This window comes from Paenibacillus sp. FSL R7-0273 (assembly GCF_000758625.1).
Classification (GTDB): domain Bacteria; phylum Bacillota; class Bacilli; order Paenibacillales; family Paenibacillaceae; genus Paenibacillus_AQ.
This window is the reverse complement of record NZ_CP009283.1, coordinates 1,576,134-1,601,385: the sequence shown is the minus strand read 5'-3', so window position 1 is coordinate 1,601,385 and position 25,252 is coordinate 1,576,134. Positions and strand designations below refer to the sequence as shown.

The 25,252-nt window shown below is 49.6% G+C and carries 22 protein-coding genes; 7 read left to right on the top strand and 15 right to left on the bottom strand.

What is annotated here, in order from left to right:
- Positions 1-69: 69 nt before the first annotated feature.
- The 14 genes from R70723_RS07035 to R70723_RS06970 all read right to left on the bottom strand — a co-directional run bounded on the left by R70723_RS07035 (position 70) and on the right by R70723_RS06970 (position 15,991).
- A complete protein-coding gene (locus tag R70723_RS07035; protein ID WP_179088009.1) occupies positions 70-627 on the bottom strand; it encodes a hypothetical protein in 558 nt (185 codons plus the stop codon).
- Between the two features lie 422 nt (positions 628-1,049).
- On the bottom strand, positions 1,050-1,751 hold the full coding sequence (gene sigK / locus R70723_RS07030; RefSeq protein ID WP_039870896.1) for an RNA polymerase sporulation sigma factor SigK: 702 nt from the start codon (positions 1,749-1,751) through the stop codon (positions 1,050-1,052).
- 166 nt (positions 1,752-1,917) lie between these two features.
- A complete protein-coding gene (locus tag R70723_RS07025) occupies positions 1,918-2,682 on the bottom strand; it encodes an ABC transporter permease (protein WP_039870894.1) in 765 nt (254 codons plus the stop codon).
- Entirely contained in the window at positions 2,675-3,601 is a 927-nt protein-coding gene (locus R70723_RS07020; RefSeq protein WP_039870893.1) for an ABC transporter ATP-binding protein, read from the bottom strand. Before R70723_RS07020 ends, R70723_RS07025 begins: the two co-directional genes overlap by 8 nt.
- 80 nt (positions 3,602-3,681) lie before the next feature.
- Positions 3,682-4,377 carry a response regulator transcription factor gene (locus tag R70723_RS07015; protein WP_179088008.1) on the bottom strand — a complete coding sequence of 232 codons (696 nt, stop codon included), beginning with the start codon at positions 4,375-4,377 and terminating at the stop codon, positions 3,682-3,684.
- Positions 4,367-5,305 (bottom strand): sensor histidine kinase, encoded by a 939-nt coding sequence (locus R70723_RS07010; protein WP_039870889.1) that lies wholly within the window; start codon positions 5,303-5,305, stop codon positions 4,367-4,369. Before R70723_RS07010 ends, R70723_RS07015 begins: the two co-directional genes overlap by 11 nt.
- Positions 5,306-5,308: 3 nt before the next feature.
- The gene (locus tag R70723_RS07005; protein WP_039870888.1) at positions 5,309-6,028 is read right to left on the bottom strand and encodes a hypothetical protein; all 720 of its coding nucleotides are present in this window, start codon (positions 6,026-6,028) and stop codon (positions 5,309-5,311) included.
- Between the two features lie 134 nt (positions 6,029-6,162).
- Positions 6,163-7,788, bottom strand: a complete 1,626-nt coding sequence (locus R70723_RS07000; protein WP_039870887.1) for a type 2 periplasmic-binding domain-containing protein — start codon at positions 7,786-7,788, stop codon at positions 6,163-6,165.
- 63 nt (positions 7,789-7,851) lie between these two features.
- On the bottom strand, positions 7,852-8,751 hold the full coding sequence (locus tag R70723_RS06995; protein ID WP_047171051.1) for a carbohydrate ABC transporter permease: 900 nt from the start codon (positions 8,749-8,751) through the stop codon (positions 7,852-7,854).
- A gap of 15 nt (positions 8,752-8,766) precedes the next feature.
- Positions 8,767-9,720: an ABC transporter permease gene (locus tag R70723_RS06990; protein ID WP_039870884.1), complete on the bottom strand. Its 954-nt coding sequence runs from the start codon at positions 9,718-9,720 to the stop codon at positions 8,767-8,769.
- A 230-nt stretch (positions 9,721-9,950) separates the two neighbouring features.
- Complete coding sequence (locus R70723_RS06985) at positions 9,951-12,227, bottom strand: AraC family transcriptional regulator (RefSeq protein ID WP_039870882.1); 2,277 nt, start codon at positions 12,225-12,227, stop codon at positions 9,951-9,953.
- 282 nt (positions 12,228-12,509) lie between these two features.
- Entirely contained in the window at positions 12,510-13,436 is a 927-nt protein-coding gene (locus tag R70723_RS06980; RefSeq protein WP_039870881.1) for a DUF7916 family protein, read from the bottom strand.
- On the bottom strand, positions 13,433-14,722 hold the full coding sequence (gene celB / locus R70723_RS06975; protein WP_039870878.1) for a PTS cellobiose transporter subunit IIC: 1,290 nt from the start codon (positions 14,720-14,722) through the stop codon (positions 13,433-13,435). The genes R70723_RS06980 and celB overlap by 4 nt, the downstream gene beginning before the upstream one ends.
- Positions 14,723-14,743: 21 nt before the next feature.
- The gene (locus R70723_RS06970) at positions 14,744-15,991 is read right to left on the bottom strand and encodes a glycoside hydrolase family 125 protein (protein ID WP_231574836.1); all 1,248 of its coding nucleotides are present in this window, start codon (positions 15,989-15,991) and stop codon (positions 14,744-14,746) included.
- A 183-nt stretch (positions 15,992-16,174) separates the two neighbouring features.
- On the opposite strand from R70723_RS06970, the gene R70723_RS06965 reads away from it, so the two are divergent.
- From R70723_RS06965 to R70723_RS06935, 7 genes are all read left to right on the top strand, one after another.
- Complete coding sequence (locus R70723_RS06965) at positions 16,175-17,293, top strand: GntR family transcriptional regulator (protein WP_179088007.1); 1,119 nt, start codon at positions 16,175-16,177, stop codon at positions 17,291-17,293.
- 29 nt (positions 17,294-17,322) lie between these two features.
- Entirely contained in the window at positions 17,323-19,260 is a 1,938-nt protein-coding gene (locus tag R70723_RS06960; protein WP_039870875.1) for a BglG family transcription antiterminator, read from the top strand.
- Between the two features lie 79 nt (positions 19,261-19,339).
- Complete coding sequence (locus R70723_RS06955) at positions 19,340-19,654, top strand: PTS lactose/cellobiose transporter subunit IIA (protein WP_269322693.1); 315 nt, start codon at positions 19,340-19,342, stop codon at positions 19,652-19,654.
- 20 nt (positions 19,655-19,674) lie between these two features.
- On the top strand, positions 19,675-19,983 hold the full coding sequence (locus tag R70723_RS06950; RefSeq protein WP_039870874.1) for a PTS sugar transporter subunit IIB: 309 nt from the start codon (positions 19,675-19,677) through the stop codon (positions 19,981-19,983).
- A 241-nt stretch (positions 19,984-20,224) separates the two neighbouring features.
- Positions 20,225-20,818 carry a DedA family protein gene (locus R70723_RS06945; protein WP_039870872.1) on the top strand — a complete coding sequence of 198 codons (594 nt, stop codon included), beginning with the start codon at positions 20,225-20,227 and terminating at the stop codon, positions 20,816-20,818.
- A 32-nt stretch (positions 20,819-20,850) separates the two neighbouring features.
- Positions 20,851-21,663 carry an undecaprenyl-diphosphate phosphatase gene (locus R70723_RS06940; RefSeq protein ID WP_039870869.1) on the top strand — a complete coding sequence of 271 codons (813 nt, stop codon included), beginning with the start codon at positions 20,851-20,853 and terminating at the stop codon, positions 21,661-21,663.
- A 21-nt stretch (positions 21,664-21,684) separates the two neighbouring features.
- A complete protein-coding gene (locus R70723_RS06935; protein ID WP_039870866.1) occupies positions 21,685-22,758 on the top strand; it encodes a Gfo/Idh/MocA family oxidoreductase in 1,074 nt (357 codons plus the stop codon).
- 487 nt (positions 22,759-23,245) lie between these two features.
- Here the strand turns inward: R70723_RS06935 and R70723_RS06925 are convergent, their stop codons facing one another.
- Positions 23,246-25,225: a glycoside hydrolase family 2 protein gene (locus tag R70723_RS06925; protein ID WP_039870861.1), complete on the bottom strand. Its 1,980-nt coding sequence runs from the start codon at positions 25,223-25,225 to the stop codon at positions 23,246-23,248.
- Between the last annotated feature and the right edge of the window lie 27 nt (positions 25,226-25,252).

Here is a 25,252-nt window from a genome sequence, read left to right as displayed (position 1 = left end):
TGAAGTAGACTTTGAGGATTAACTCCGTTAAGAAACAGAGCTTCTATAGTCATAGTCAGTAACATAAAACTATTCTTTACTCAAAACGTTCCCCGAAAGACCTATCATAGTCATTGCTTCGGCTAAATTATTACTATTAGTAGATTCATCACCATAAAAAGCATCAAGAGCAGATATAAAATAAGAAGAGCCTGCTAGGATCTCAAAGTTATTTAATTCCCAATCCATAATTACCCCGCTTACAATATCCAGCTTTTGTGCGTTATTCATATCCAACCAATCAAAACCTGTTGTACTTCCAGCTGACTTACTCCAAGAATAATCAGATTCAGTAGTAATGTCAGTGCTATCATCGTTATAAGAATATTTAGATGATGAAATATCAGATAAATTCATAGGGGGATCTTCGGACAAATGGTCATATAAGCTAAATAATCCTACCGCTGATACAATGAGGATTATAATAATAAGTGCCTTTACTGGGAATCTATCTTTCTCATTAGAATTACTAACGTTTGGCTCGTTTGCGACAGTAAATTGACTCCCACCTTTGAGTATGTCAGTTAGACTATTGCCGCTACTTGCTATCTTTGAACCACACTTATTACAAAATAAGCTTTCTTCCATTAAATCTTTTCCACAGTTTTGGCAAACTAACATGCATTGGCACCGCCTAATTCGCTGTTTTTCCCATAATACTATCATTTACGACAAAGCAGTTCTATAACAGAGTTCACTGAGAACAACTAGAAGCCCCTTATGCAGCTTCCCTGAAATCCAACGCGCCGAATTCACTATGCTGACGGTATAACTAACAAACAAAAGTTACCTACAGCTTCACGCGTAGCCATCCACATCTAATGTTGACGTGCGGAATAGAATCAAACTTAGGTTCTTCTGAGAGAACTATTATAAAAGTTTATTAAAAAATATATAATTATTGTATTTAATTCTAATTTACCCCATCCATTTTCTTTATTAAATTCCTCAAGAGTTACACAAAAAAAGCAACTTATCCTAAGATAAGTCGCCTCCTAAGTTATTATTTTCTACCGCTTCGCCTTATAAAACTCATGATAAAGCTTCATCAACGCTCTTTTCTCTATGCGCGACACATAACTCCGCGAGATCCCTAAGTCCTTCGCAATCTCCCGCTGCGTCCTTTCTTCCCCGCCGGTATCCAGGCCGAAGCGGCCGACGACGACCTCTTTCTCCCTCTCGTCCAAGATGTCGAGGTTCCGATATATCTTGCTCTTTTCAATCTTCAGATCCACCTCTTTAATCACATCATCCGTCTCCGAACCGAGGATATCAATTAGCGTGATCTCATTCCCCTCTTTGTCTGTCCCAATCGGATCATGGAGAGACACGTCCTTGCGGGTCTTTTTCAGCGAACGCAGGTGCATCAATATCTCATTCTCGATACATCGGGCCGCGAATGTGGCGAGCTTTGTGCCCTTATTCGGCCGGTAACTTTCAATGGCTTTGATCAATCCAATCGTGCCGATGGAGATCAAATCCTCCATGTCTTCGCCTGTGTTGTCGAACTTTTTTACTATGTGTGCGACTAAGCGCAGATTATGTTCAATTAACAGATTTCTAGCCTTGGCGTCTCCCTCAGCCATCATGCCTAAGTATTTGCTCTCGTCCTGTTCCGATAAAGGCTGTGGAAATGCGTTATTTCTTACGTAGGATACCAGCAGCGTCAGTTCTTTGATTAACAGTGCAATCGTGCTTATGATTCCAGGCAACTTGGCGACACCTCCCGCACATGTACAATGAAACCGGTCTATGATGAGAACTACGGGTTCATGGTCCTTTTATTGTATGTGGGTTAGTGCCCAGAAGTGCATGTACGGGTGAAAAAGGTACGGGCTTCCCGCGCTTCATCCGACCGCACCCTCATTCCTCAGCCCTTCAGTTCAAATCCTCCCGCAGCTTATACCGGACCGCAAGGAAGCTGAATACAAGAATAACAATTACCGCTACAGCTGCCGTATGGATAATATCACTGATGCTATTGAAGTCCTTTACCCGGACGATGGTGTTCATGAGCAGATACTGGGACAGATGCGGGCCGTTAACCAGCGATTCGAGTGCAGACAGAGCTATCCCTGCCACATTCAGTGCCAGAACAAATCCGGCGGTAAGGCTGACCAGCACATTTTTGACGACCATAACAATGTAGAGAATAAGAATGGAGAACGCCCAGTGCAGCATGAACTGGCTGAGCAGCAGCTTGATCAGGTACACAGGATCACCGAGGCTGGTATTGTCAAAAAACAGTGATCTTCCGATCCAGTCGGCAAGGAGCATGGTGAGGAACAGCATAGCGACAAACGCTGCGAGAACCAGTATTTTTGAACAAACCGAATGAATTCTGGCTCTGTGCATCGGGATGTAATTTTTATGGAAGCCTGAGCTGAATTCGCTTGTGTAGAAAAAGATGGTGAACACCGCAATGTAAATCAGCATCCAGGAGGGCGGCTGCGAAATGGTGTACTGGATGAAATCACTCTCAGTCAGGCTGCTTACTGAAACACCTCCCTTTTCCATCTCCTGCGAATATTGCTTCGTCATAAAGATACCGAAGATTTGGAAGGCACAGAATACCAGAAGCAGCAGATACATGATTTTATTGTGCCGGAAGCGGTAGAAATCCATTTTGAGAATATTAAGCATGAGGTTCACCTGCTCTTTCCGTCCGTTCCAGGAAGTATTGCTCCAGGCTCTGCTTGTGCCTCGCTATCGAATCCACCATAACTCCATGCTCAACTAGCACCTGCGTAATCCGGCGGATTTGCATATCCGTGTCATATACATACAAGGTCCGGCCGTCAACCACCTTATATTTCATGATCTGCAGCTCCCGCTCCAGTATGGGAATCGCCTCTTCTGCCGCTTCCACACTGATCTCAATCCGCTCCTCGCACTTATGCTGCAGGTCCTCTCTGGAGATCACCTCGACAATCTCGCCCTGATGAATGATGGCATATTTGGTGGCTATTTTGGATAACTCCTCAAGGATATGACTGGAAATAAGGATCGTCAGTCCCCCCTTGTTAAGCTCCAGAATCAGCTGCCTGATCTCCATAATCCCCTGCGGATCAAGACCGTTAATCGGCTCATCCAGGATCAGCACATCCGGGTTACCGAGCAAAGCGACTGCGATACCCAGCCGTTGCTTCATCCCCATGGAATACCCTTTAACTTTTTGCGTATTGTTACTGTCCAAGCCCACCAGCCTTAGTAACTCCTCGATTCTGGCTTTACTGTTCTTGAGGCCGTAGGCTATAGCCAGCAGCTTCAGATTCTCATAGCCCGAAGCATTCGGGTAAAGTCCCGGGTTCTCGATCAGCACACCCATCCGCTCAAAAAAAGACTGCTCCCCGGCAGCCGCGCGGTTGAAAAAATGCAGCTCCCCCGAGGTAGGATACACCAGTCCGGCGATCATCTTCAGCAGGGTCGATTTGCCTGCACCGTTTTTACCGATGATCCCGACAATTTCGCCCCTGTATATTTTGAGCTCGGCATTCAGCACGGCTGCTTTTGATTTATACCTTTTGGTAAGTCCGCAGCATTCAATAATACAATCGTTCATGGCCCGCACCTCCTTACAACCAGGTTAACAGGATCAAACTAAGATATCGCCAACAAAAGGTTAAGAAATGTCAAAGCCGCTTATTTACACAGCCGGAAGCCGATTCCCCAGATTGTATCGATATAGGCTTCACTGTCGTACGGTTTGATTTTGCTGCGGATATTACTGATGTGCACGGTTATTGTTTTGTCCTCGCCCATATACAGCTCATCCCAAGCCAGCTCATAGAGATCCTGCTTCGTGAACACCCGGTCCGGATTCTTCACCAGCAGCTCAACAATGCGGTACTCCTGCCTGGTCAGATTGAGCGCCGTCCCGTGAACCTTCGCACTGTATGCGTCTGTGTCCAAGAGCAGATTTTTATGCCGGAAAGTCTTAACTGGTTCACCGGCGTTATTTCTCTGAATATGAACATGAATGCGGGCAATCAGCTCCTCGAGCTCAAAGGGCTTGGTCACATAATCGTCAGCCCCTAGCGCGAACAGGTTCAGCTTATGATCCAGCCCGTCCTTGGCCGAGAGGATAATCACCGGAATGCCGGACTTAAGCTCCTTCCGCAGATAGTGCATGAACTGTTCGCCGGACAACCCGGGAAGCATCAGATCAAGCACAATAAGGTGGTACTCCTGGGCAGCCAGATTCATTTTCCCCTCACTGCCCGAATACGCCTGTGTGCACGCAAAGCCTGCTGATGTAAGGCCGTCACGGATAATCCCGTTAATATGCCAGTCATCCTCAACGATCAGAATCCGCCTGCCGCTTCCGTTACCGCCCATGTGCATGCTCCTTTACTGTTTTTTTGAAATTAACACTGATGCTAAAGGTATGCTCTGTGCATGCAGCCTCTGTATGTCCATCCATCTTGCCCATTAGCGCTTTCACAATAGAAAGGCCAAGCCCGGAAGAGTGAACGGTACGGGAAGGGTCTTCCTTATAAAAACGGGTAAAAATCTGTTCAACATTAACCCGGCTGCCCTCCTTTAGCTGATTGGTGAAGCGTATGCATACAGTATCTTCTTTTTCCTCACAAGCAACGGTAAACGGCCCTTCCCCATGCTTGAGATAATTGCTGATGATATTTGCAAAAATCCGCTCTGCGGCACTGATATCCCCCATAACAGAAACGGCCAGCTCCGGGAGCTTTAGCTCAGGTTCAGATCCCGACCGGGAAAAATCATCAATGAAGGTGAACAGGTTCCGTTTCAGCAGTCCAACAATGTCAAAGGATTCAAGCTCAAAGACATACTCCGGATTTTGAAGCTTGGTATACAAAAACAGCTCATCTACCAGCTTGATAATCTGCTCTATTCTCGACCTGGCCTGTGAAATGTACTGATCCTTGTCCTGCTGATCTTGTGAACGCTGCGCTAATTGGAGATAGCCGCCCAGTGCCGTAAGCGGAGTCCTGATATCATGCGACAGACTGGTGATGGTGGCATTCATCTCTTCATTTTTACGGCTGAACCGCTGATCGACCGCCCGCTGACGGTCCAGCAGGGCATTGCATTCACGGACCAGACTGCTGATTTCCCGCGGCTTTAATTGTGTTGTAATAAACTTGAATGAATGATGCTCCATAATAAACGACAGCTGATTGCCGATATTCCTGACCTGGCTTTTATAATGCAGGATATACACGGTTTGGACTATCACTAACAGTATGAGTAATACCAGAATGATAAGGATAGGATCACTTCCTTTCATGACTTAGTGCTCCATGATTGACTCACTGATGTAGTATAAAAGCTTCACCCTCGCATACCACTCTTCAAGCTCACCATGGATGCTCGATTTATTCAGCTCTAAATACATCAGGCCGTCCGCCTCCATGTACCCTACTTCAGCTAACCCGCAGCTTTTTTGGACAATTAACGGCCATTCGGCATCGGTCATTCTGGATTTGGATGCTTCCGACAGCTGCAACAGCATCTCTCTGTTCATAGCACAGGAGCCGGCACAAATATCAGCATAGCGGCCGAATTTCATTGAGAATATTTGGTTCGTAATAGACTCTGTTTCCTTCCAGGATGCTGGATGCGACTCGAAGGCTGCTTCAGTCCGTCCCAGGATCAGATAGCTGTATTTCATTAATTCTCCTTGTACTTCCGTTATCTCTTCAGGGTACATTGTCATCCAGGTAATTAATCTGTCTAAATCGCAGTAATGATAGTATGCATGATAGAATGGCCTCATATGTCTAAGAATGCTCCTCCGTGCCTCGGCCGCTCCCTTTTTTTCTACTATAAATACTTCGAAATGATAAGCTTTAAGAAGTTCTATCAGAGCCTTGGAGGTCAACTCACTTACAGCTATGTATTTATATTTAAAATACTTAGAAATCGCTGCTGCTGCTTCTTTCAATGGTTCAATCAATACACCGGCCGGATCATGAACTATGGTAATTAAGGCAACATCCTTCTCTTCCATTATCAGGGCCTCCTGCTAGCTTGGCTCATTTTACTTTTATAGTAGCACAAAATCCCCGCCAGACCTCCACTACTGTGGACATCCGCCGGGGATTTTTGTTATTTACGTTTATTCGTTTTTGCTAAAACCAGGTCTTAACGGAACTTGCCTGCATCAATTGCAGCCTGCTTCTCGTCAAGGATTTCCTGGTAGCCTGCATTCAGGAATGTCTCTTTGGCTTCAGCATAGACTGCGTCGAATTCAGCTTCAGGAGCCAGTACAGTCTTCACGTACAGATCCTGGAACAGGGAGTTCAGATCCGCCTTGTACTCATTTGTTTTTTCAAGAACAGTGGTGAACATAGCATCCGGTGTACGGAATTCAGCAGCTTCGTTATAGTATTTCACCATATCTTCAGCCAGATACTCATAACCCGCAGGTGACCAGTTACGCATGTTGGATTTCAAAGTCTTGTCAGCATCCGGATATTGAGCAATTTCAGTTACCAGAGCCCAGTAGTCTTTGTTGTTGTTCTGAGCAAGAACGGATTCGCCCTTGAAATCAGGGTTCTTCACTGCAATACCTTCTGCGTCAAGGGTATAGTTCTCGCCTTCCACACCGTTCTGGAACTTGAACAGGTTCTCCGGCTGGCTCAGCCATTCCAGGTACATCCAGACTGCAGCACGTTCCTGAGCTGTAGTTTCATAGTTGATACCCATGATGAAGCCGAACGGCCAGTAGGCACGCTGCTGAGGCTTATTGCCTTCAGGAACCAATGCATAAGTAGGGATAACAGCAAATTCTGCTTCCGGATTATTAGCCAAGGTAGCTGCGAAGACGTCAGCATTGTTGGTCAGATAGGTTGCATAAGTACCGGTTTTGCCGGCAACAAATTCAGCTTTTACCTTGTTATCGTCGCTACGAAGGTAGAATTCTTTATCGATCAGGCCATTGTTGTACTGATAGTTCATATTGCGCAGGAACTTCTCGGTATCAGCAGTTGTGAAGTCAGCTACACTCAGGTCAGAGTACAGCGCACGGTATTCCGGATCAACCGGCCATTCACGGAAAGCGTAGCTGTAGTTGAAGCTGTTCTGGATCAGGTTACCGGCGGTTACACCCAGTCCTGCTTCCTTCCATTTCACCAGCATTTCATTATACTTCTCGAGGGAGGTCAGGTCTTCCACCTTCATGCCAACCTTCTCCACCCAGTCCTTACGGATCATGTTGACAAAGTTATCTGCTTCCGGACGTGCTGCGAAGAAGAAGATGTTCTGGTCGTCCACTGTGCCGTACTGCTGGATAGTTTCACCCATATTTGCCCAGTAAGTAGGAGCATAATTTTCTATTTCTTCATAATTAAGCGGCTGCATAACATCCTCGCCGTAATAAGTCAGCGCCTGCGGCATATCGTAGTGGAAAAGAATATCAGGAGCCTTGTGTGACGCCAGCAGCTGCTCGAAGTCGGTTACTTCACTGCTGCGGGTAATCGGAATATAGTTGACCTCAATGTTGTTCTTATCACCGAACTCAGACTGCACCCAGCGGGTGTAGTAGTTATCTGTTACGTTCCAGCCTTCGAACGCACGCTCATAGACCGGAATATCAATGGTTACCTTCTCAGGGAAGCCCTGAGAATAATCGGCGAACTCACCGTCAGCCAGATTGTTGGCAGGTGCGTTGCTGCTTCCTGCACTGTTGTTATTACTGGAGCAACCGGCAAGCAAACCGGCTGTCAGGACAGATGCCATCATTAAGGATACATAACCCTTTTTGTTCATTGTAATACCCCCATTTTGAATTTTCGGACTGTATAACTGCTGCTTTGCTTGCGGATTTTACAGCTATTCTTTGACTGCGCCAAGCATCGTACCTTGAACGAAGTATTTCTGGACAAAAGGATAGACGCAGAGAATAGGTAAAGTAGCAAAGACTACGACCGACGCTTTAAGAACTTCCGGATTACTGAGTGTTACGGTAGTGGCTTCCAGCTGGAAGCTCTCAGTGGCCTGGATGACCAGATAGTACAGCTTGAGCTGCAACGGCCGCAGGTCAGTGGCATGCTTGATATAGAACAGAGCGTCCTGATAGGCGTTCCAGCGGCCAACTGCGTAGAAGAGCGACAGTGTGGCGATAATTGGCTTGGAGAGCGGAATCACAATGCTCCAGAGAATCCGAAAATGTCCGGCGCCGTCGATCCGCGCAGATTCTTCCAGACTCACTGGAATACTGCTGGTCAGTGACGTCTTCAAAATCAGCAGGTTAAAAGCACTGAAGGATAGCGGCAGAACCAGTGACCAGATCGTATCCATCAGACCCAGATTGTTAATGTTCATGTAATCCGGGATAATCCCTCCACTGAAATACATGGTGAACAGGAAGATGAAGGTGATAACCCGGCTGCCCTTAAATTGGGCTCTGGATAGCGGATAAGCTGCGAAGATGGTCAGGATCATTCCCAGCACGGTGAACATTACAGTTACGATAACCGAAATGTACAAGGAGCGGAGGATACTCGCATCAGCAAAAATTTTGCTGTATGCCTCCAGAGTGAAGCCCTTCGGCCACAGAAATACCTGATTGGCAATGACATAAGAGTCAGCGCTCATAGACTTCGATACCACATGCAGGAACGGTAATAAACAGACCAGTGAGGCTACAATAATAATGAATTTAATTAGAATATCCCAGATATCAAAACGACCTTTGCTTGGTGCGGCAGGGTTGCCGGTTGATGCGCTCATCGGGTTCTCTCCTTTCTATAAAATGCCGTCTTCGCCAAGTTTTTTGGCAATGCGGTCAGCCGTGATTACAAGAATTATTCCGATTACGGACTGGAATAATCCAACCGCTGTCGCCCGGCTGAAGTTACCGGATTCGATCCCCCAACGATACACCAGCACCGGTATGGTCGTTGTGAACTCTGTGGTGGCCCTATTCTGCAGAGACCAGATACGCTCGAACGAGCCTTCCATTACTTTACCCAAGCTCATGATAAGTAGCGTTACGATAGTTGCACGGATGGAAGGAATGGTAATATTCCATACCTTTCTCCAGCGTCCGGCACCATCGACCGTTGCCGCTTCATACATTTCCGGGTTGATCGAGCTGATTGCAGCCAGGTAAATGATTGTTCCCCAGCCCATACTCTGCCATACACCGATGGCCAGGTAGCTGACCAGCCAGTTCGTATCCTCTTGAAGGAATGGGACCCGGGTACCGCCCATCATTTCAATCAGATTGTTGACGACCCCGTTACCTTCACTAAGCAGCTGATACGCAATGGCCCCGATAATAACCCAGGACAGGAAGTGAGGCAGATACAGTAAGGTTTGGTTAACGCGTTTGAATTTGACACTTTTGACTTCATTCAGCATCAGGGCCAGTATAATCGGCATCGTGAAGCTGAAAATGAGATCAAGAACGTTGAGCAGCAGCGTATTACGGATTGCTTTTGCGAAATCAGGCTTGGAGAAAATATCCTGGAATATTTGGAAGCCGACCCACTCACTGCCCCAGAAGCCTCTTGCGATCTTATAATCCTTAAAAGCGATTACAAGGCCGGCCATCGGGAAGTATTTGAATACGATTACAAAAGCCAGCGGAATCGCTACAAGCAAGTAGAGCTGCCAGTCACGCTGTAAAAAACTGAAGCGCGAATTCTTTCTTAGTAGAGCATTTTGATTTGTCTTTGAAGCGTTTGCAACTTTCAAAATCTCACCTCCTGAACCATTTCATCTCTGTGCCGGATGTGTTGACCGGCTCGACTTCTATGCTAGCCCTATTGTCCGCTTTTGAAAACAATGAGTAATGCTGCTCTCCATCAAAACTGATAGAATCGCGGTTTTAAAGGGCTTTCAGGAGGGTGAATGATCATTTTTGATAGGCTAAAACGTTTTCATTAACATATATTCTCAATAGAAAAACGGCCATGAGCCGTCTCCTAGGAGCTCTTGCTCTTGGCCGTTTTATAGCTGCTTGGCGGCATACCCTCATACTTGCGGAAAAACCGGTTAAAGCTCTGGACATTATAATAACCAACCTCTGCGGCAACCTGTTTTATCGTCAGATCCGTATCGAGCAGCAGCTCCTTGGCTTTGTCGATCCGCAGCTGGTTCAAATAATCGATCATGCTTTTTCCGGTCAGCTCATAGACGATCTTGCGCATGTAAGAGTAGCTGATGCCGAATTCGGTGCTCATATCCTTTAAGACAATCTCTTCTTTATAATGATCCTTCAGATATTGGATAACTCGTTCCCCGTGATTGGTCTCGCCGGCGCCGCGGTCCAGGTTCTGAACGATCTCGCGGAAAAATGCCTGCAGGTACTCCTCCAGCTCATCCAGCGTATCCATTCCAGCCAGCACACTGTAAATATCGCCTTTGCCCATGACCGTTCTTCCGGTGCTGATATGATTCTCGCGCAGATGCTTGATCGTCGCACCAATCAGCTGATGGTAGATAAACATAATGTTATCGTAGGAAATATGCTGCTCCGCACTGATCAGGCCGCGGATATTCTCAAGCTCCTTGTAAATCCCGTCCAAATCCCCGGCATCCAGGAAGTTAAGAATCCGCCGCTCGCTGTTCTCGGAATCTATATATTTGCGTCCGTGCTCTTCTTCCTCCTGCCAGTACATAATGCTTCCGGCACCCTTGATGATCCGCTGCTTGATTAATTCCATTGCTTCAAACAGCCGTTCGGCCACCATTTCAGGTGCATCCGCCACCCCGCTCACGGCAATAGTGACGGTATGCTCCAGCTGCTTAAGCGATTCTTCGCTGACCGTTTCCAGCGCCTGACGGATGGAATTATTACTGCAGCTGTGCTCCTCCTGGGAAAAGTTCAGCACAACTACAATGCTCCCGTCGGTATGATAGACAGAATGGGCCACAATCCCTTCCGGGAACAGGCTTTCGTACTTGGCGTTCAGCAGATAGCGGTGATAGCTGCGGGTTTCCACATTGGTATTGCCGACATACACTCTATACCGGTCAATGGAGACCACAACCACCCTGTAGCACGCCTCCGGAAATACCTCTGCAAGCCGCGGCGGAATCTCCCCGCGCAGCAGCCGGTGAACCGCAAAGCTGCGGGTATCCTCTTCGCGCTCCTGCAGCAGCCGGAATAATCCTTCCTCCTCCTCCTGCATCCGTTTAAAGGCCATATCCAGGAAGGCCAGCTCATTTCTGTTTCTGCTGGCAACCTCCAGATCGCTTTTGGAGCGGATCGTCCTTACCAGCTGCCTGAGCGGTCTGGACAGCCAGGTAGCCAAGATGACGGCAAGTACGGTTCCCAGCACAATAATGGCTCCGGTGAGCAAAATAATGTTGCCCTGCATCTCACGTGATTCAGCCATCAGCTCATCCATGGAGCTCCAGCTTACATTCCACCAGCCGGATAAGGCCGAGCGGCTCCATGCGTAGACCATCCGGTTGCCGTCCAGCTCGCGGAATGCATAGCCTTCATCCGAGTCCTGATTCAGAATCTCCCGTACAAACGGCAGCTCGAAGCCGTCTGTCAGCAGCAGTGATTTGTCACTGTGCGAGATTACTTGTCCGTCCGCTCCCAGCAGCAGCGAGCTGCCGCCGTCCTCCACCTCAGTTGTATTCAGATATTTACCGATCTGGCTCTCCTTCATATTGACGACAATCAGTCCGCTTGTGGGTGAGGAGAGACGGTTTAGCGGATAGACATAAGACACAACATGTTCGCCCGAGGCCAGCTTGCGCGGCACCCATACCCCGCTGATTCCCCGCTGATCCTTAAGAGCCTCCGTTGTCCAATCCATCGGCTCGTAACGTTCCAGTGTTGTGATAGCGTTATCAGTAGAAATGACATAATCAGAATCCGTCAGGTAAAAGGTAGAGGAGCTCAGACCGTCCACACGGCGGTTCAGGTTGAGCAGCTCATTCATCACAGACTTGGCCTTAGTGTAATTGGCGTAGCTGGCATTCACCTCATTATAGGTCTCGAAGCCGCGTATCGGTTCAAACACATTGGTCGCGGCCAGACGCGCTGTGTCCTGGGCCAGATTGGCCAGGGCATTCTCGTTAAGCTTGCGGTTGGCATTCAGCCCGGCTAAGGCAGATTCACCGATGGCCGTCTCTGAGTTCTCTATAATCTGTGCCCCGCTATACCACGTCAGGATAGCTGTCGGTATGGCCATGATACAGAATAGAATCACTGCCAGCTGTAGCATCATCGGTGTTTTCTTCATTGCATGTCCCCCTATTAACTCTGTAAACGTTATCAAATCAAACAGAGAAGCCCCAATGCAACGGGCTTCTCTGCTAATAATCTTCTAAATTCAGGAGAGTAACGGATGCATGGATCTTATGTTTGTATGAGAATTCTATAGTTTGTAGAGATCACTTGTTGCTATGATAACACAAAATATAGGATTCAGTCCTGTTATTTGCTCAGGAAATGTCGAACTTTGCTTACTGTTCACAAGAATGATAAAGAGCCACCCTTTGAGGTGGCTCTTTCTGAGTATAGGTTATCTAAGAATGGACTTGGCTCTCATCCGCAGCTGGTGACGCTCACCGCGGATCGCATTTCCGAGAATATCAATATTCTGGTACAGGGCCAGGCCGGAGAAGCCCGCATCCCCAATATGCTGAATATCTACCCCGCAGGCTTTGCAGGCCAGGGCAATCTTTTGTATAACTTCCTTACTGGAGCTCTCCTGGCTCGTTCCAATCGCTGATAAGGTCAATACTTTTCGGGCAGGGTCAGCTACAGTCCGGTTATAGGCATGAACGGCTTCTACAAGCTCGTAAAGCTCATCCTCCCTGAACTTAGGCACGGTGTACACGGCAGGAAACAGAATAATGTCGGCTCCGGCTTCAATAAATGCTTGTACAGTCTCCTTATCAATAATCGGTTCATCGATACCGGAGCTGTGCATTTTACCGGCAATAATCAAGCCGTTAAAGATTTCTCTGGCAATTCTGATTGAATGGGCAATAGCCTCATTGGTAACACCGGTACCCGGATTGCCGGTCAGGCAAATAAAATCCAACCCTAGCTCATTGGCCTTTGCAAAGGTTGCCGCATTAGCTTTTCTGCCGGCTCCAATCTGCTCTTTTTCATCCATCGTTGCCGCACTGTCATCCACCGGCTCCAGATTCGCGCCAACCGGACGTCCGGTCAGCCTTCTGAGCGTTCTGACCGGCTGCTTGTCTGCCGGATCTATTCCGCTGATTCCCGGATGCTCCACATCAAAGGCGTTTAGCAGCAGCAGATCCGCCCCAGCAAATTTGGCAATTTCCCCGTTGGTTAAGCCGTCTATGACCGGCTCCTTCACGACTGCCGTTTCCGCCAGAACTGTTCTTCCTTCACTCGCGTAAATTGCCAGTTTCAGCTCCTCCCTGCTCATTGCAAGCAGATCGCTGGCATCACAGTTTAGTAATCGCTTGGTCATGCCTGGGCCTCCCCTTTCTTTTCTTCCAGAATGAATTGTTTATCCATTGCCCTAAAGAACGGATAATAGATAAGTACTGAGACCGCAAGGTTAACCAGCTGCATAATGGAGCCTCTCAGGCTGCTTGTAGCCAGATATCCGCTGATGACCGGCGGCATGGTCCAAGGTACCGATACACCGTTGGTTTTGGGAACAAGCCCCGTCGCCATTGCAAAATACGTCAGGACAACCATGGCAATCGGTGCCAGAATAAACGGAATGAACATGATTGGATTGAGCACGACTGGCACGCCGAACATCAGCGGCTCTCCGATATTGAAGGCTGCAGGCGTAATACTAAGCCGGCCGATCGATTTATTCTGCTGGCTTTTACTGAACAGGAACAGACAGACAGCAAGCGCAAATACCGTACCTGCACCGCCCATATGCACAAAGACATCAAAGAACGGCTGGGTGAAAATATTAGGCAGCTCCTGCCCGGCCTGAAGTGCCAGCCGGTTCTCATCCATTTTCTGCATCCAGATCGGGTTCATAATACCGCCCATAATGTTGCCGCCGTGTATCCCGGTCAGCCAGAACACGCTAATCAGCAGATCATAGATGATAGCGCCGAAGATCGTACCGCCCAGCATGCCCAGCGGCTTACCCAGAACAGTCTGCACCAGATCGTGCAGGCTGCCGATTCCTGTTGCTGCAAGAATCCAGCTGATCGCAGCGAAGAATACTATAATGAAGAAACCCGGAATCAGTGCGGTGAACGATCTGCCGACAGCAGGCGGAACTCCGTCCGGCAGGGTAATGACAAGGTTCTTTTTAATGACAAATCTGAAAATTTCTGTGGAGATAATCGCAATCACAATAGCCACAAACAAGCCCTTGCTTCCCATTAGAGCGAGCGGAATACCCGCTGCATTCTCAGCTGTAAAAATATTAGGGGTGCTAAGCATATACGCGGACAACGATAAAATACCGACGGACATCCCATCTAAAGAATATTGATTCGCGAGCGAGTAAGCAATAGTAAAGGCAGCCAGGAGCCCGATCAGACCAAATGTCCCGTTAACAATGAGCCCCAGGCGCTCCGCCCATCCGCCTTCATTCATGAAATTCTGATACCATGCAGCCTCAATCGGCAAGCTGTTTAGAATAAGGGCAATTGACCCGATAATAATAAGCGGCATGATATAGGATATACCGTCACGAATAGCTACCAGCTGTTTAACTTGTCCGATTCTCCCGGCAAACGGAGCAATCCGTTCTTCCAGAAATGTTTGCACCTTACTCATGATATAACCCCCATAAATAATTTATCTAATATCCAGATAATCCAGCAGCAGCTGGCAGAACATCATATTGGACCAGGAGAACCACTCACGGGTATACCGGCTCTCATCATTCACATCAAAGCTCTCATGACACTGCATCGTCCCAGCCGTTGTTCCTGCCACAATATCCAGAATTCGCGCTTTCTCATCCTTAGCTGTTGCAGTCAGCCCTTGAATACATAAGGCAATCGGCCAGATGTACTGATCCGGTGTATGTGAGCTGCCAATTCCCGACGCTACGCTTCCGGTATAGTAATACGGATTCCTTGGGCTTAAAAGAAATTCCCGGGTATTCACATACAACTCATCCTCTTTACTGCAATAACCCAGGTAGGGAGCTGATAGCAGGCTGGGAACATTGGCATCATCCATCAGCGTGTAATTGCCCAGACCGTCCACTTCATAGGCATACATTTTCCGGCCGGTCTGCTCATCCTGTACAATTCCGTACTGTTCAATACCTGAGCGGATCTCATCACGCAGCCGGCTAATCTCCTGAACAAATAATTCCTCCTGATAAAAGCGGGCAACGAGCTCCTCCAGATGCGTCAGTATGACAACTGCGAACATATTCGCCGGAATCAGATACCCGTAGCGGCAGGCATCATCACTTGGCCGGAAGCCCGACCAGGTCATTCCTGTATATCCGACCGGCGTACCCCGCCCGTCATTTGTCAGTGTATCCTCCGGCCGTGCCCCGAACCGTTCAAAGGAATAGTCCGAGCTTTCATGATGCTGCTCCTGCCTGAAGACCCGCACAATCTCTTTAGCTGCCTGCAAAAAGCTTTCATTAAAGTGCCCGGTATACCCGGTCTGCTCAAACAGCAGATAAGCAAGCTTTACAGGATAACATAAGGAATCCACCTCATATTTGCGCTCCCAGACCCAGGGTGACATTGCCGTCTTATCCGTCTGATGACCGTTCCCGTTCGGCGCCTCGTTAAAAGCATTCGCATAGGGGTCAATCAGGATGTACTCGCACTGCTTTTGCACAAGCCCGGCCAGCAGAGTCTGAAAGATTTCATTGGTTTGGGCAAGCACCAGATACGGCTGAATCTGCGCAGTAGAATCTCTTAGCCACATCGCCGGAATATCCCCGGTAACCAGATATACTGAGCCGTCTTCCTGAATGTTAAGCGTTCTCAACAGTGTGTCTGAAAAACAATTTTGGAACTGGCTCCCCCAGCCCTCCTTGCCGATAGCACAGGTCTTCTCATCAATTAACGTCAACAGCTCACTTATTCCATCCATCGCCTGATGTTTAATAACCTTTTCCCACTCCTTTAATGATTATATATCCTTTTATAATATATTTAGTACCTTTATACTACATTTGAAAATTACACTTTGTCAACAACGATTATAAATGATATAATATATATACCATTTTATCGAAAAGGAGATCCTCCCATTTTGAGAAAAAAACCATTGTATCAAAAAATCTATCAGCAAATAAAAGAAGACATCCAAAATGGAAAATATAAACCCGGTGAACAGATTCCTACTGAAAAAGAGCTGATGGAGCTCTTTGAGGTCAGCAGGCTGACAGCCAAAAATGCCATGAACCTTATGGCCGAGGAAGGCTGGATTAACCGTGTCTCGGGAAAGGGGAGCTTTGTCAGCGAGCTTGCCGCGCAGCCTCCGGCCCCGGCCGAAGCGCGGAGTTCCAGGCTGATCGGCCTTATTCTGGCTGGCTTCTCAGACAGCTACGGTACGGAACTGCTCCGGACCATCATCAGTGAGCTGAATCAGAAGGGGTATCACTGTATCCTGAAGATCTCTAATGAATCTCAGGAGCTGGAGACCGAATATCTTGATGAGCTGATCGCCATCGGTGTAGAAGGAATCATTATTCTTCCGGTTCAGGCTGAATTCCACAATCCCGCCCTGCTCAAGGTTACGCTGAGCAATTTCCCGGTTGTGTTAATGGACCGCAAGCTTGCCGGCTTGTCCGTCCCTTATGTCGGCAGCAACAACAAAGAGGTAGCGGGCCGGATAACCAGCCAGCTGTTAACCTCAGGCCACCATAAAATCTGCGTTATTTCTCATAATAATGTGAATAACTCGTCCATCAACGACAGAATCGACGGCATTAAAGAGGCGTATATGAGCAATCAGGTGCTGCTTGATACCCAGCTATGGCTGCTGGATCTTGAAACCTCCTACTGGAACCTTACAGATGTGCAGGGGCTAGAGACGGATTATCAGAAGATATATCAGAAAATTGCCGAGAAGCCGGAGATTACCTGTTTCTTTGCGCTTGATTACCTCAGCGGACAGATTCTCTGGAATGCCCTGGAGCGGGCCGGCCGAAAAATCCCGGAGGATTACAGCCTGCTCGGCTTTGACGGCCCGCCGGATAATTTCCTGTCCCCTTCCTATTCCCGGATCATCCAGAATCAGAAGGAGATCGCTGTAAATGCAGCAGACCTGCTGATTCAGCTGATTAGCTCCAAACAGTTTGATTCCAAAGAGATGATCATCAGTACACATTATCTGGACAATCAGACTGTCAGAAGCCTTGCTGAATAAGCGCTGACTATTTCGGGGGAGGCCGCCGTATGTATCCAAGACTTGCAACCATCCTAAGCTGTTTGATTGATGCGGATAATCCGGTTAAAGGGGAATGGCTGGCCGGGGAGACCGGGGTTACTTCGCGGACAGTGCGTAATGATATTAAACTCCTGAATGATCTGCTGTCCCGAAATGGCGCACACATTCATACCGTAAGAGGGGCTGGGTATGAGCTGAGGATTTCTGATCCACCCGTATTCGGCGGCTGGAGCCGGCAGCAGCTCACCGCTTCGCCGGGACCGTTTGTTTCACCTGCAGACAGGACTACTTATATAATCAGAACGCTGCTGCTTGCAGAGGGCTACCTCAAAATTGAAGAGCTGGCGGACCTGCTGTATGTCAGTACCTCAACCATTCAGAATGATTTGAAGGATGTAAAGGCTGCACTTGGCACACACGGGCTCGAACTTCAGAAAAGGCCGAACTACGGCCTGCAAATAAGCGGCCGGGAGTTTCCGCTGCGGCTTTGCATGTTTGAGGCGTTTAAGACCTTTGCTAGCGATACGGATACTGCTTCCCCGGTCACCAACGAACTGTTTACGGCGCAGGAAGTCACCCGCATCCGCGATCTGGTCATCTCCAGCATGCGGAGGTATCACCTGGCTTTTTCCGATACCGGACTGAATGGCCTTGTTGTCCATATTCTAATCGCTGCCAAACGTATCCGGGAAGGACATCCGGTTTCCGGGCTGCCGGACGGCTTCTCAGCGCTTGAGCATACACAGGAGGCAGCAGCCGTACTCGACCTGACAAACAGGCTGGAGCTGGACGGTATGATCTTTCCCCCGGCAGAAACGGCCTATCTGACCATGCTTCTGCTGGGAACAGAAAGGCTGCCCGCTGCAGGCAAGGACATAAGCCGGGCTGTCGAGGCTATGGACAGAGAATACTACACGTATGCCCGGGACATGGTTGATGAAATGGATGAGGCACTGGGCCTGGGCATCCATGACGATACTGAGCTGATATGGAGCCTGGGAATGCATCTCAAGCCTGCGCTGAACCGGATCCGCATGGATATGATGATAAAGAATCCGATGCTGGAATCGATCAAGTCTGCGTATCCGCTCGCTTTTCAGGCAGGAATTATAGGAGCAGCATTACTCGAAAGGAGCACCGGGCTCCTCATATCCGAGCATGAGATTGCCTATATTGCACTCCACATTGGGGCAGCATTGGAACGTGTTAAGGGACAGGACCTGCACAAGAAATGCATCATTGTCTGCAGCTCGGGCCTGGGCAGCGCGCAACTGCTGTACCAGAAGCTCAGCAAGCTGACAGGCTCAAGGCTGGAAGTGCTCGGCACCTTCGGTTCCTATAATCTGAGCATGGCACCGCTTGACCGGATTGATTTCATTATAAGCACGGTACCACTGGCCTTTAACCCGGGCGTTCCGGTGGTTGTGGTGCATCCGCTTTTGAATGAAGAGGATCTAAACAGCATAAACAGCCTTATGCTCTCCGGTAACAGCACTGCGGTAGCCTATATCCGCCCGGAGCTGACCTTTCTTAAACAAAGCTTTGAGTCAAGAGATGAAATCATAGCCTTTCTGTGTTCGAAGCTGACCGGACTGCAGCTGGCAGATGACCATTTTGTTGAATTGGTGAAGCAGCGGGAAGCTGTCTCTTCTACAGCCTATGGTAACCTTACGGCCATTCCGCACCCGTTGATCCCGCAGACGCTAGAGACCTTCTGGGTCATCTGCACGTTACAGAAACCGGTATTATGGGGAACTAAACGGGTACAATTTGTCTGCCTGCTCTGTGTTTCGGGCAAGGAAAAGCAGGACCTGACGGGGATGTACAATGTTCTGATGCAGGTGACTGAAAGCTATGAGCTTGTGCAGCAATTGACCGCGGCGGATTCCTTCCAGGAGATATCCAATATTTTTTTCCGCAGCCAAACGGAAAAACATTCGGTTTAGATCCCATGAAACATTAACTATACTGATAGTGAATACTTCATTAGGACACGATCTAATCTTAATACCGGAGGTTACTACATTGGATTATCTGGAAAAAATCATGACCCTGATTGCGATGTCCGGCAGCGCCCGCAGCAAAGCTATGGAAGCGCTGATGCTCGCCAAACAAAATGAGCTGGTGAGTGCGGGCGAGCTGCTCGACGCTGCCGCCACCGAAATAAGAAGTGCGCACAAAATTCAAACCCAGCTGATTCAGGAGGAAGCCGGCGGAACCAGGCAAGACATTACCCTGCTGATGATCCACGCCCAGGACCATCTGATGAATGCAATGACGGTGAAGGATATGGCCAAGGAATTTATCAGTCTGTACGAACGCTTACCGCAAACCAACTAACGGAAAGGGGATCAGAACCCATGATCAGAATCGTACTTGTATGCTCAGCAGGAATGTCCACCAGTCTTATGGTCAAAAAAATGCAGGAGGCTGCCCAGGCTTCCGGCCAGGAGGTAAGCATCCAGGCTACAGCCGGTGAAGCGCTGGCGAACATCACGGACGGAATCGATGTGCTGATGCTCGGACCGCAGGTTGCTTATATGAGGAAGGATTATGAGCAGCGCTATGTTCCCAAAGGGATTAAGGTTGACGTTATTAACACGATCGATTACGGCAGAATGAACGGTGAAAAGGTTCTGGCCAGAGCGCTGGAGCTGGCGGCAAATTAAAGATAAGCAGAGTTCCATATGCCGGCCGGCATAGATCTGCGCAGAAGGGGCGGTGCTACAGCACTGCTCCTTTTTTGATGAGATGAGCGCTTTTTTCCGGCAATATTTTCATGCTATGCTCCTGAATTTCCATATTAATTTTGACAAGCCCCCCTGGCTATTGTTAAGCTTTGCTTTAGAAGAGAGTAAATCAAACGATTATTCCCTAAAAAAAAACGATCAGGCGCCTGGAGGAAACAACATGACTCAATGGATCACAGAATTCATCCTGTTCTTCAAAGATTTGTCGTACGCCGGTATAGTCATCGCCCTGTCCTTTGAATTTGTACCTGCTGAGCTCGTTCTGCCGCTGGCGGGCTATTGGGTTTATCTCGGAGACATGAAGCTGGTTTTAACGATACTGGCGGGCACAGTCGGAGGAACCTTCGGTCCTTTAACGTTATATGCAATCGGCCGGTTTGGCGGAAGACCCTTTATTGAAAAATACGGCAAGTATATCTTCATCCGCCCTCATCATTTAGTGGCATCCGACCGTTTCTTCGAGAAATACGGCAGCGGTGTGGCTTTTTACGGGCGTTTTATCCCCGGGGTCAGAACCCTGATCTCCGTACCTTGCGGTATGGCTAAGATGAATGTGTTAAAATTCAGTATCTATACCTTTTTGGCTATGCTGCCTATCACTTCATTGTACGTTTACCTGGGGTATAAGCTGGGCGCCCAATGGGAGCATGTGGACGAGATTATCAAGCCTTATATCATTCCGACAGCCCTTGTTTTCATTTTGTGCTTCGGATGCTACGTCCTTTTGAAGCGATTCAGAAACAGACAGGCTTAACACACTAACAAACCGGAATTCAGGAGGAACACATGGAAAACTTAGTAACCTGGCTAAAATATCTGCTGCTCGGGATTGTCCAGGGGGTAACAGAGCCGATCCCCGTCTCTTCAAGCGGACACCTGATTATCGCGCAGCGTCTGCTGGGCATGAAACAGAACGGGCTGTCGTTTGAAATACTGACCAATACCGCTTCGCTGATCGCTATCATGTTTATTTTCCGTAATGATATCAAATCGTTAATCACAGGCGCTTACCGTTACCTGCAGACACGCCGTGCAGAGCATAAGGCTGATTTCATGTTCTGCTTGTACATTGTTATCGGTACAATCCCGGCTGCCGTTGCTGCCGTTCTGTTCAAGGACACTATAGAGCGGATATTCACTTCAGTACATACTGTCTCTATCAGCCTGCTGGTTACAGGGGTTGCCCTGTGGCTGATCCGCAATCTCCGGGGGCAAAAGAGGGACGGAAACCTTACCGTAAAGGATGCGCTGATTGTCGGCCTGGCTCAGGCAGTGGCCCTGATTCCCGGCATCAGCCGCTCCGGCTCGACAGTGATTGCGTCCATTGCAGTCGGCATGAAGCAGGAAACGGCATTGAAATTTTCCTTCATGCTATATATTCCGATCAGCATCGGGGGCCTCATTCTGGGGGCATCCGATATCGCGAACGATCCGAACCGGGCGCAGCTGGCTATCCCCTACGTCATCGCTTTCCTTACTACGCTTGTGGCCACCTATTATGCAATGCGCTGGTTTATCGGCATTATGGCTAAAGGCAATCTGATCTACTTTTCGTACTACTGCTTTGCGGTCGGCACGCTTTTACTGATTTTCCTCTAAGCAGAAAGGTGAACGTTAACGATGAACAGACCTATTACATTCGGCATTATCGGCAGCGGCTGGCGGGCGGAGATGTATCTCAAGCTAACTGAGCTGCTGCCTCAGCAGTTTCAGGTAAGCGGTGCCCTGATCCGTAATCCGGCAAAATATCAGCAGCTGATCGCGAAACATAAGCTTACTGTATATAGTTCGGTAGAGCAGCTTGCGGCCGAGAGTGATTTTGTGGTGCTGGCGGTGTCCAAATCAGCGGCTGCGCCGCTGCTTCTGGAGCTGGCGGCTTTGAACATACCTGTGCTGGCTGAAACGCCTACTGCCTCTACTCCGGCTGAATATGAGCTGCTGCGCTCTCTTGCCCTTAGCAGCCCGCGGATTCAGGTGGCCGAGCAATATCCGCTGCTGCCGCATCATCAGGCGAGAACCGCCTATATCAGAACAGGCGGGCTGGGGCAGATCGCGCATGTTCAAGTCTCGGTAGCACATGGCTATCACGGCATCAGCCTGATCCGCAGGTGGCTCTCCGTCACGGGCACAGCCTGTGACATTACAGCCCGCCGGGTAGTGCTGCCCATTATGGACTTCTCCTACCGGGGGCGTGCAGCAGCGGATAGCCTGAAGACGGAGCAGCAGGATATTGCCATCATGGTCTTCCCCTCCGGCCAGAGTGCCGTGCTTGACTTTACCCGCTCCCAGTACTTTTCACCGCTGCGTTCAAACCGCGTCCTGATCCGCGGGTCGCACGGGGAAATCCGCGATAATGAGATCATCCGCCGGCTCAGCCCGGAAGAGACGGAATATCTGGATATTATGCGGGTTCAGAGCGGTCAGGAGGGCAGTCTGGACAGTCTGGGTCTGCGTGAGCTGCGGGCCGGCGGGCACAGCCTGTTCCGCAACCCTTTTGCCGCTGCCCCGCTTTCTGATGAAGAGATCGGGATCGGACAGGCGCTGCTGAATATGGCTGAATTCCTGCATACGGGAGTCTCCTCCTATACGTTAGCAGATGCCTTGACGGATGTGCGGCTGGCGTTCGCGGTCGATGAGGCTATTGCGTCGGGGAATAGTGTAACTGTGGGGAATGAGCTGGAAGCTGATAAGTAGGGGACAAATATTAATTTGCCTGGAGCACGGCCTCCGGGCCGAATTGAGAGGCATTTTTGCCTCTCCTTTGGCCGATTGGGCCACCTGGGCTGGATTCAGAGGCACTTTTGCCTCTCCTTTCGCCGATTGGGCCACCTGGGCTGGATTCAGAGGCACTTTTGCCTCTCATTTCGCCGAGTTGGCCACCTGGGCTGGATTCAGAGGCATTTTTGCCTCTCCTTTGGCCGATTTGGCCATTTGGCACGGATTCAGAGGCATTTTTGCCTCTCCTTTTGCCGATCTCGCCATCAGGGCCGGATTCAGAGGCACTTTTGCCTCTCATTTCGCCGATTGGGCCACCTGGGCCGAAATCAGAGGCACTTTTACCTCTCCTTCAGCTAACTGATAACAAAAAGCCCATGAGAAGGTTAAACAACCGTTCTCATGGGCTTTAACTTTCCTATCCATAAATCCTGATTACTTAAAGTAACGCTACAAATCCAGTTGGCTACAGCTGCAGCTCCAGCACACTGAAGCCGGTAGGACGGAGTATGGACAACGCCGCAGTACGGGCAGCACCATCGTTAGCTCCGCTGGCACTGCCGGCACCTTCCGGCAGCTCCACATGCACCGTCCGCACCTCTCCCGGTGCGAGATCAGGAAGCAGCTGCGAGATCACCTCACCGTCCGGTACAGCAGCCTTCAAGCTGTATCCTCTCACCGCATAGCTCGGAATGTCATTCCGGCACTCCAGCGTCAGCTCAAGCCCGCCGTCCTTCCATACCGGCTCCCCGGCAAGCACGATCGGTGAAGATTCCTCGCGCAGAGCGGCATAGGAGGGCTTCGCCTGGTTATACAGATCAACGGAGCCATGGACTCTTTGCATGAACCTGCCGGTTCCCTCCTCACCCATCTGTGTGCGGTAATCGTTCAGGCTGAAATAGATGAGCGCTGCAAACGCCGGATAACGCCGGTAAATCGCTGTTTTTTCACGCAATATCCTTGTTCTTCTGGCATCCCCGCCCTCAAAGGCCGGTTCGCATAATCCATATTCCGCTACAACAAGCGGCTTGTCCGGATGATCAGCGATGATCTGCCGGATAACCTCTTCCTCATCAAGATCGCCATGCCAGGTGCCGATGTAATCATTCCACATCAGCATATCGCCTGCCCCCGTGGCATCGGACGCCGGCTGAAGCTGCAGCGTATTGCTTACATAGTTCACCAACCGGGTTGAATCAAGCTGCAGAAATTCCTCTTTAAGCTCCTTCATATACCCGTTCGTTACCGTCGATTGGCCGTCCAGCTCGTTGCCCATTCCCCAGGCGAAGATGCACGGGTGATGCGAGTGGCTGGCAATCATTTCTTTAGCCTGGCTCAAAGCAAGCAAGCGGGTGTCTTTCCCCGGTTCAGCCGGCTGCTGCCAGTGCGGAATCTCCTCCTGGACCAGCAGGCCGTTGCGGTCGCACCAGTCCAGCAGCTCATTGCCCTGCTGCCAGTGGAAGCGGGTGATGATGCAGTTGGCTTCTTTAAGCCTGACCAGCATGGCTGTAAGCTCTTCAGCCCCCTCTGCCATTCCCGCCTCCGGATGTGAGCCGGGCATCCACTCCACGCCCATCAGCCGTACCGGTTCCCTGTTAAGCAGCAGCTGATGGCCCTCTACCACAATCTCGCGGAAGCCAAAGGAACGGACAAGCCGGTCCTGTATCCCGTCGCCCGCAGTCAGGACAATCTCAAGCTCATACAGATGCGGATGGTCAAAATGCCATAGCTCCACTTCATCCAGCCCGATTTCGGCAAAGCTCCAGGCTAAGGCCCCGGCTGCAATCTCCTCTGTCCCCTGCCAGACTATGACTTCATTGCGGTACACCTTAATCTCCGCCTGGACAGCAGCAGCCGGCGGCTCACACAGCTTAATCTGTGCAGCTACCGTTCCGCCTGCAGGCTTGTCGTCGGCGCTGAAGCTGACCTTGGGCTCTACCCGCAGCTGCTCTACCGCTGTGCTGCCCGTCACCACCAGCGTTACCGGCCGGATCAGCCCGCCGTCATCCGCCCAGTCAAAGCTGTTGCTCACAGGGAGAGCCGTATCACTGTTCCGGTTATCCACTCTGATCACCAGCCTGTTGTTCCCGCCGGCCAGAATATACGGTGTAATATCCGTCTCAAACGGCGTATAGCCCGAATTATAATGGGTGCCGGCCAGTGTGCCGTTTACCCAGATATCCGTATCTCTGTAAGCTCCTTCGAAGAAAAGCCGGAACCGGCGGCCAGCCCATTCCTCCGGGGCCTCCAGCTGCTGTTCATACCAGCCTGCGCCGCGGAACTCCTCAAGCGCCTCCTGCACATTCCAGGTATGGGGAACGGAGACCGTAACGGGAGCCGGCAGGCCGGCGTTATGCCAGCCCTCCCGTTCGCCCTGGTTCTGAGGATCGTGCTGGAACTTCCAGCCCGAATCCAGTTTTGCTGTGTATCGTCCGCTGTTAATCAAAGCATCCGCAACCCTTCATGTGAGATA

Excerpts from the sequence above, each read along its gene's own strand:
- R70723_RS07035 (WP_179088009.1), bottom strand. The coding sequence starts at position 627 with ATGGAAGAAAGCTTATTTTGTAATAAGTGTGGTTCAAAGATAGCAAGT.
- R70723_RS06980 (WP_039870881.1), bottom strand. The coding sequence starts at position 13,436 with ATGACCAAGCGATTACTAAACTGTGATGCCAGCGATCTGCTTGCAATG.
- R70723_RS06935 (WP_039870866.1), top strand. The coding sequence starts at position 21,685 with ATGAACAGACCTATTACATTCGGCATTATCGGCAGCGGCTGGCGGGCG.
- R70723_RS06960 (WP_039870875.1), top strand. The coding sequence starts at position 17,323 with ATGTATCCAAGACTTGCAACCATCCTAAGCTGTTTGATTGATGCGGAT.
- R70723_RS07020 (WP_039870893.1), bottom strand. The coding sequence starts at position 3,601 with ATGAACGATTGTATTATTGAATGCTGCGGACTTACCAAAAGGTATAAA.
- celB (WP_039870878.1), bottom strand. The coding sequence starts at position 14,722 with ATGAGTAAGGTGCAAACATTTCTGGAAGAACGGATTGCTCCGTTTGCC.
- R70723_RS07025 (WP_039870894.1), bottom strand. The coding sequence starts at position 2,682 with ATGCTTAATATTCTCAAAATGGATTTCTACCGCTTCCGGCACAATAAA.
- R70723_RS06940 (WP_039870869.1), top strand. The coding sequence starts at position 20,851 with ATGGAAAACTTAGTAACCTGGCTAAAATATCTGCTGCTCGGGATTGTC.
- R70723_RS07000 (WP_039870887.1), bottom strand. The coding sequence starts at position 7,788 with ATGAACAAAAAGGGTTATGTATCCTTAATGATGGCATCTGTCCTGACA.
- R70723_RS06950 (WP_039870874.1), top strand. The coding sequence starts at position 19,675 with ATGATCAGAATCGTACTTGTATGCTCAGCAGGAATGTCCACCAGTCTT.
- R70723_RS06995 (WP_047171051.1), bottom strand. The coding sequence starts at position 8,751 with ATGAGCGCATCAACCGGCAACCCTGCCGCACCAAGCAAAGGTCGTTTT.
- R70723_RS06985 (WP_039870882.1), bottom strand. The coding sequence starts at position 12,227 with ATGAAGAAAACACCGATGATGCTACAGCTGGCAGTGATTCTATTCTGT.
- R70723_RS07010 (WP_039870889.1), bottom strand. The coding sequence starts at position 5,305 with ATGAAAGGAAGTGATCCTATCCTTATCATTCTGGTATTACTCATACTG.
- R70723_RS06945 (WP_039870872.1), top strand. The coding sequence starts at position 20,225 with ATGACTCAATGGATCACAGAATTCATCCTGTTCTTCAAAGATTTGTCG.
- R70723_RS07005 (WP_039870888.1), bottom strand. The coding sequence starts at position 6,028 with ATGGAAGAGAAGGATGTTGCCTTAATTACCATAGTTCATGATCCGGCC.
- R70723_RS07015 (WP_179088008.1), bottom strand. The coding sequence starts at position 4,377 with ATGGGCGGTAACGGAAGCGGCAGGCGGATTCTGATCGTTGAGGATGAC.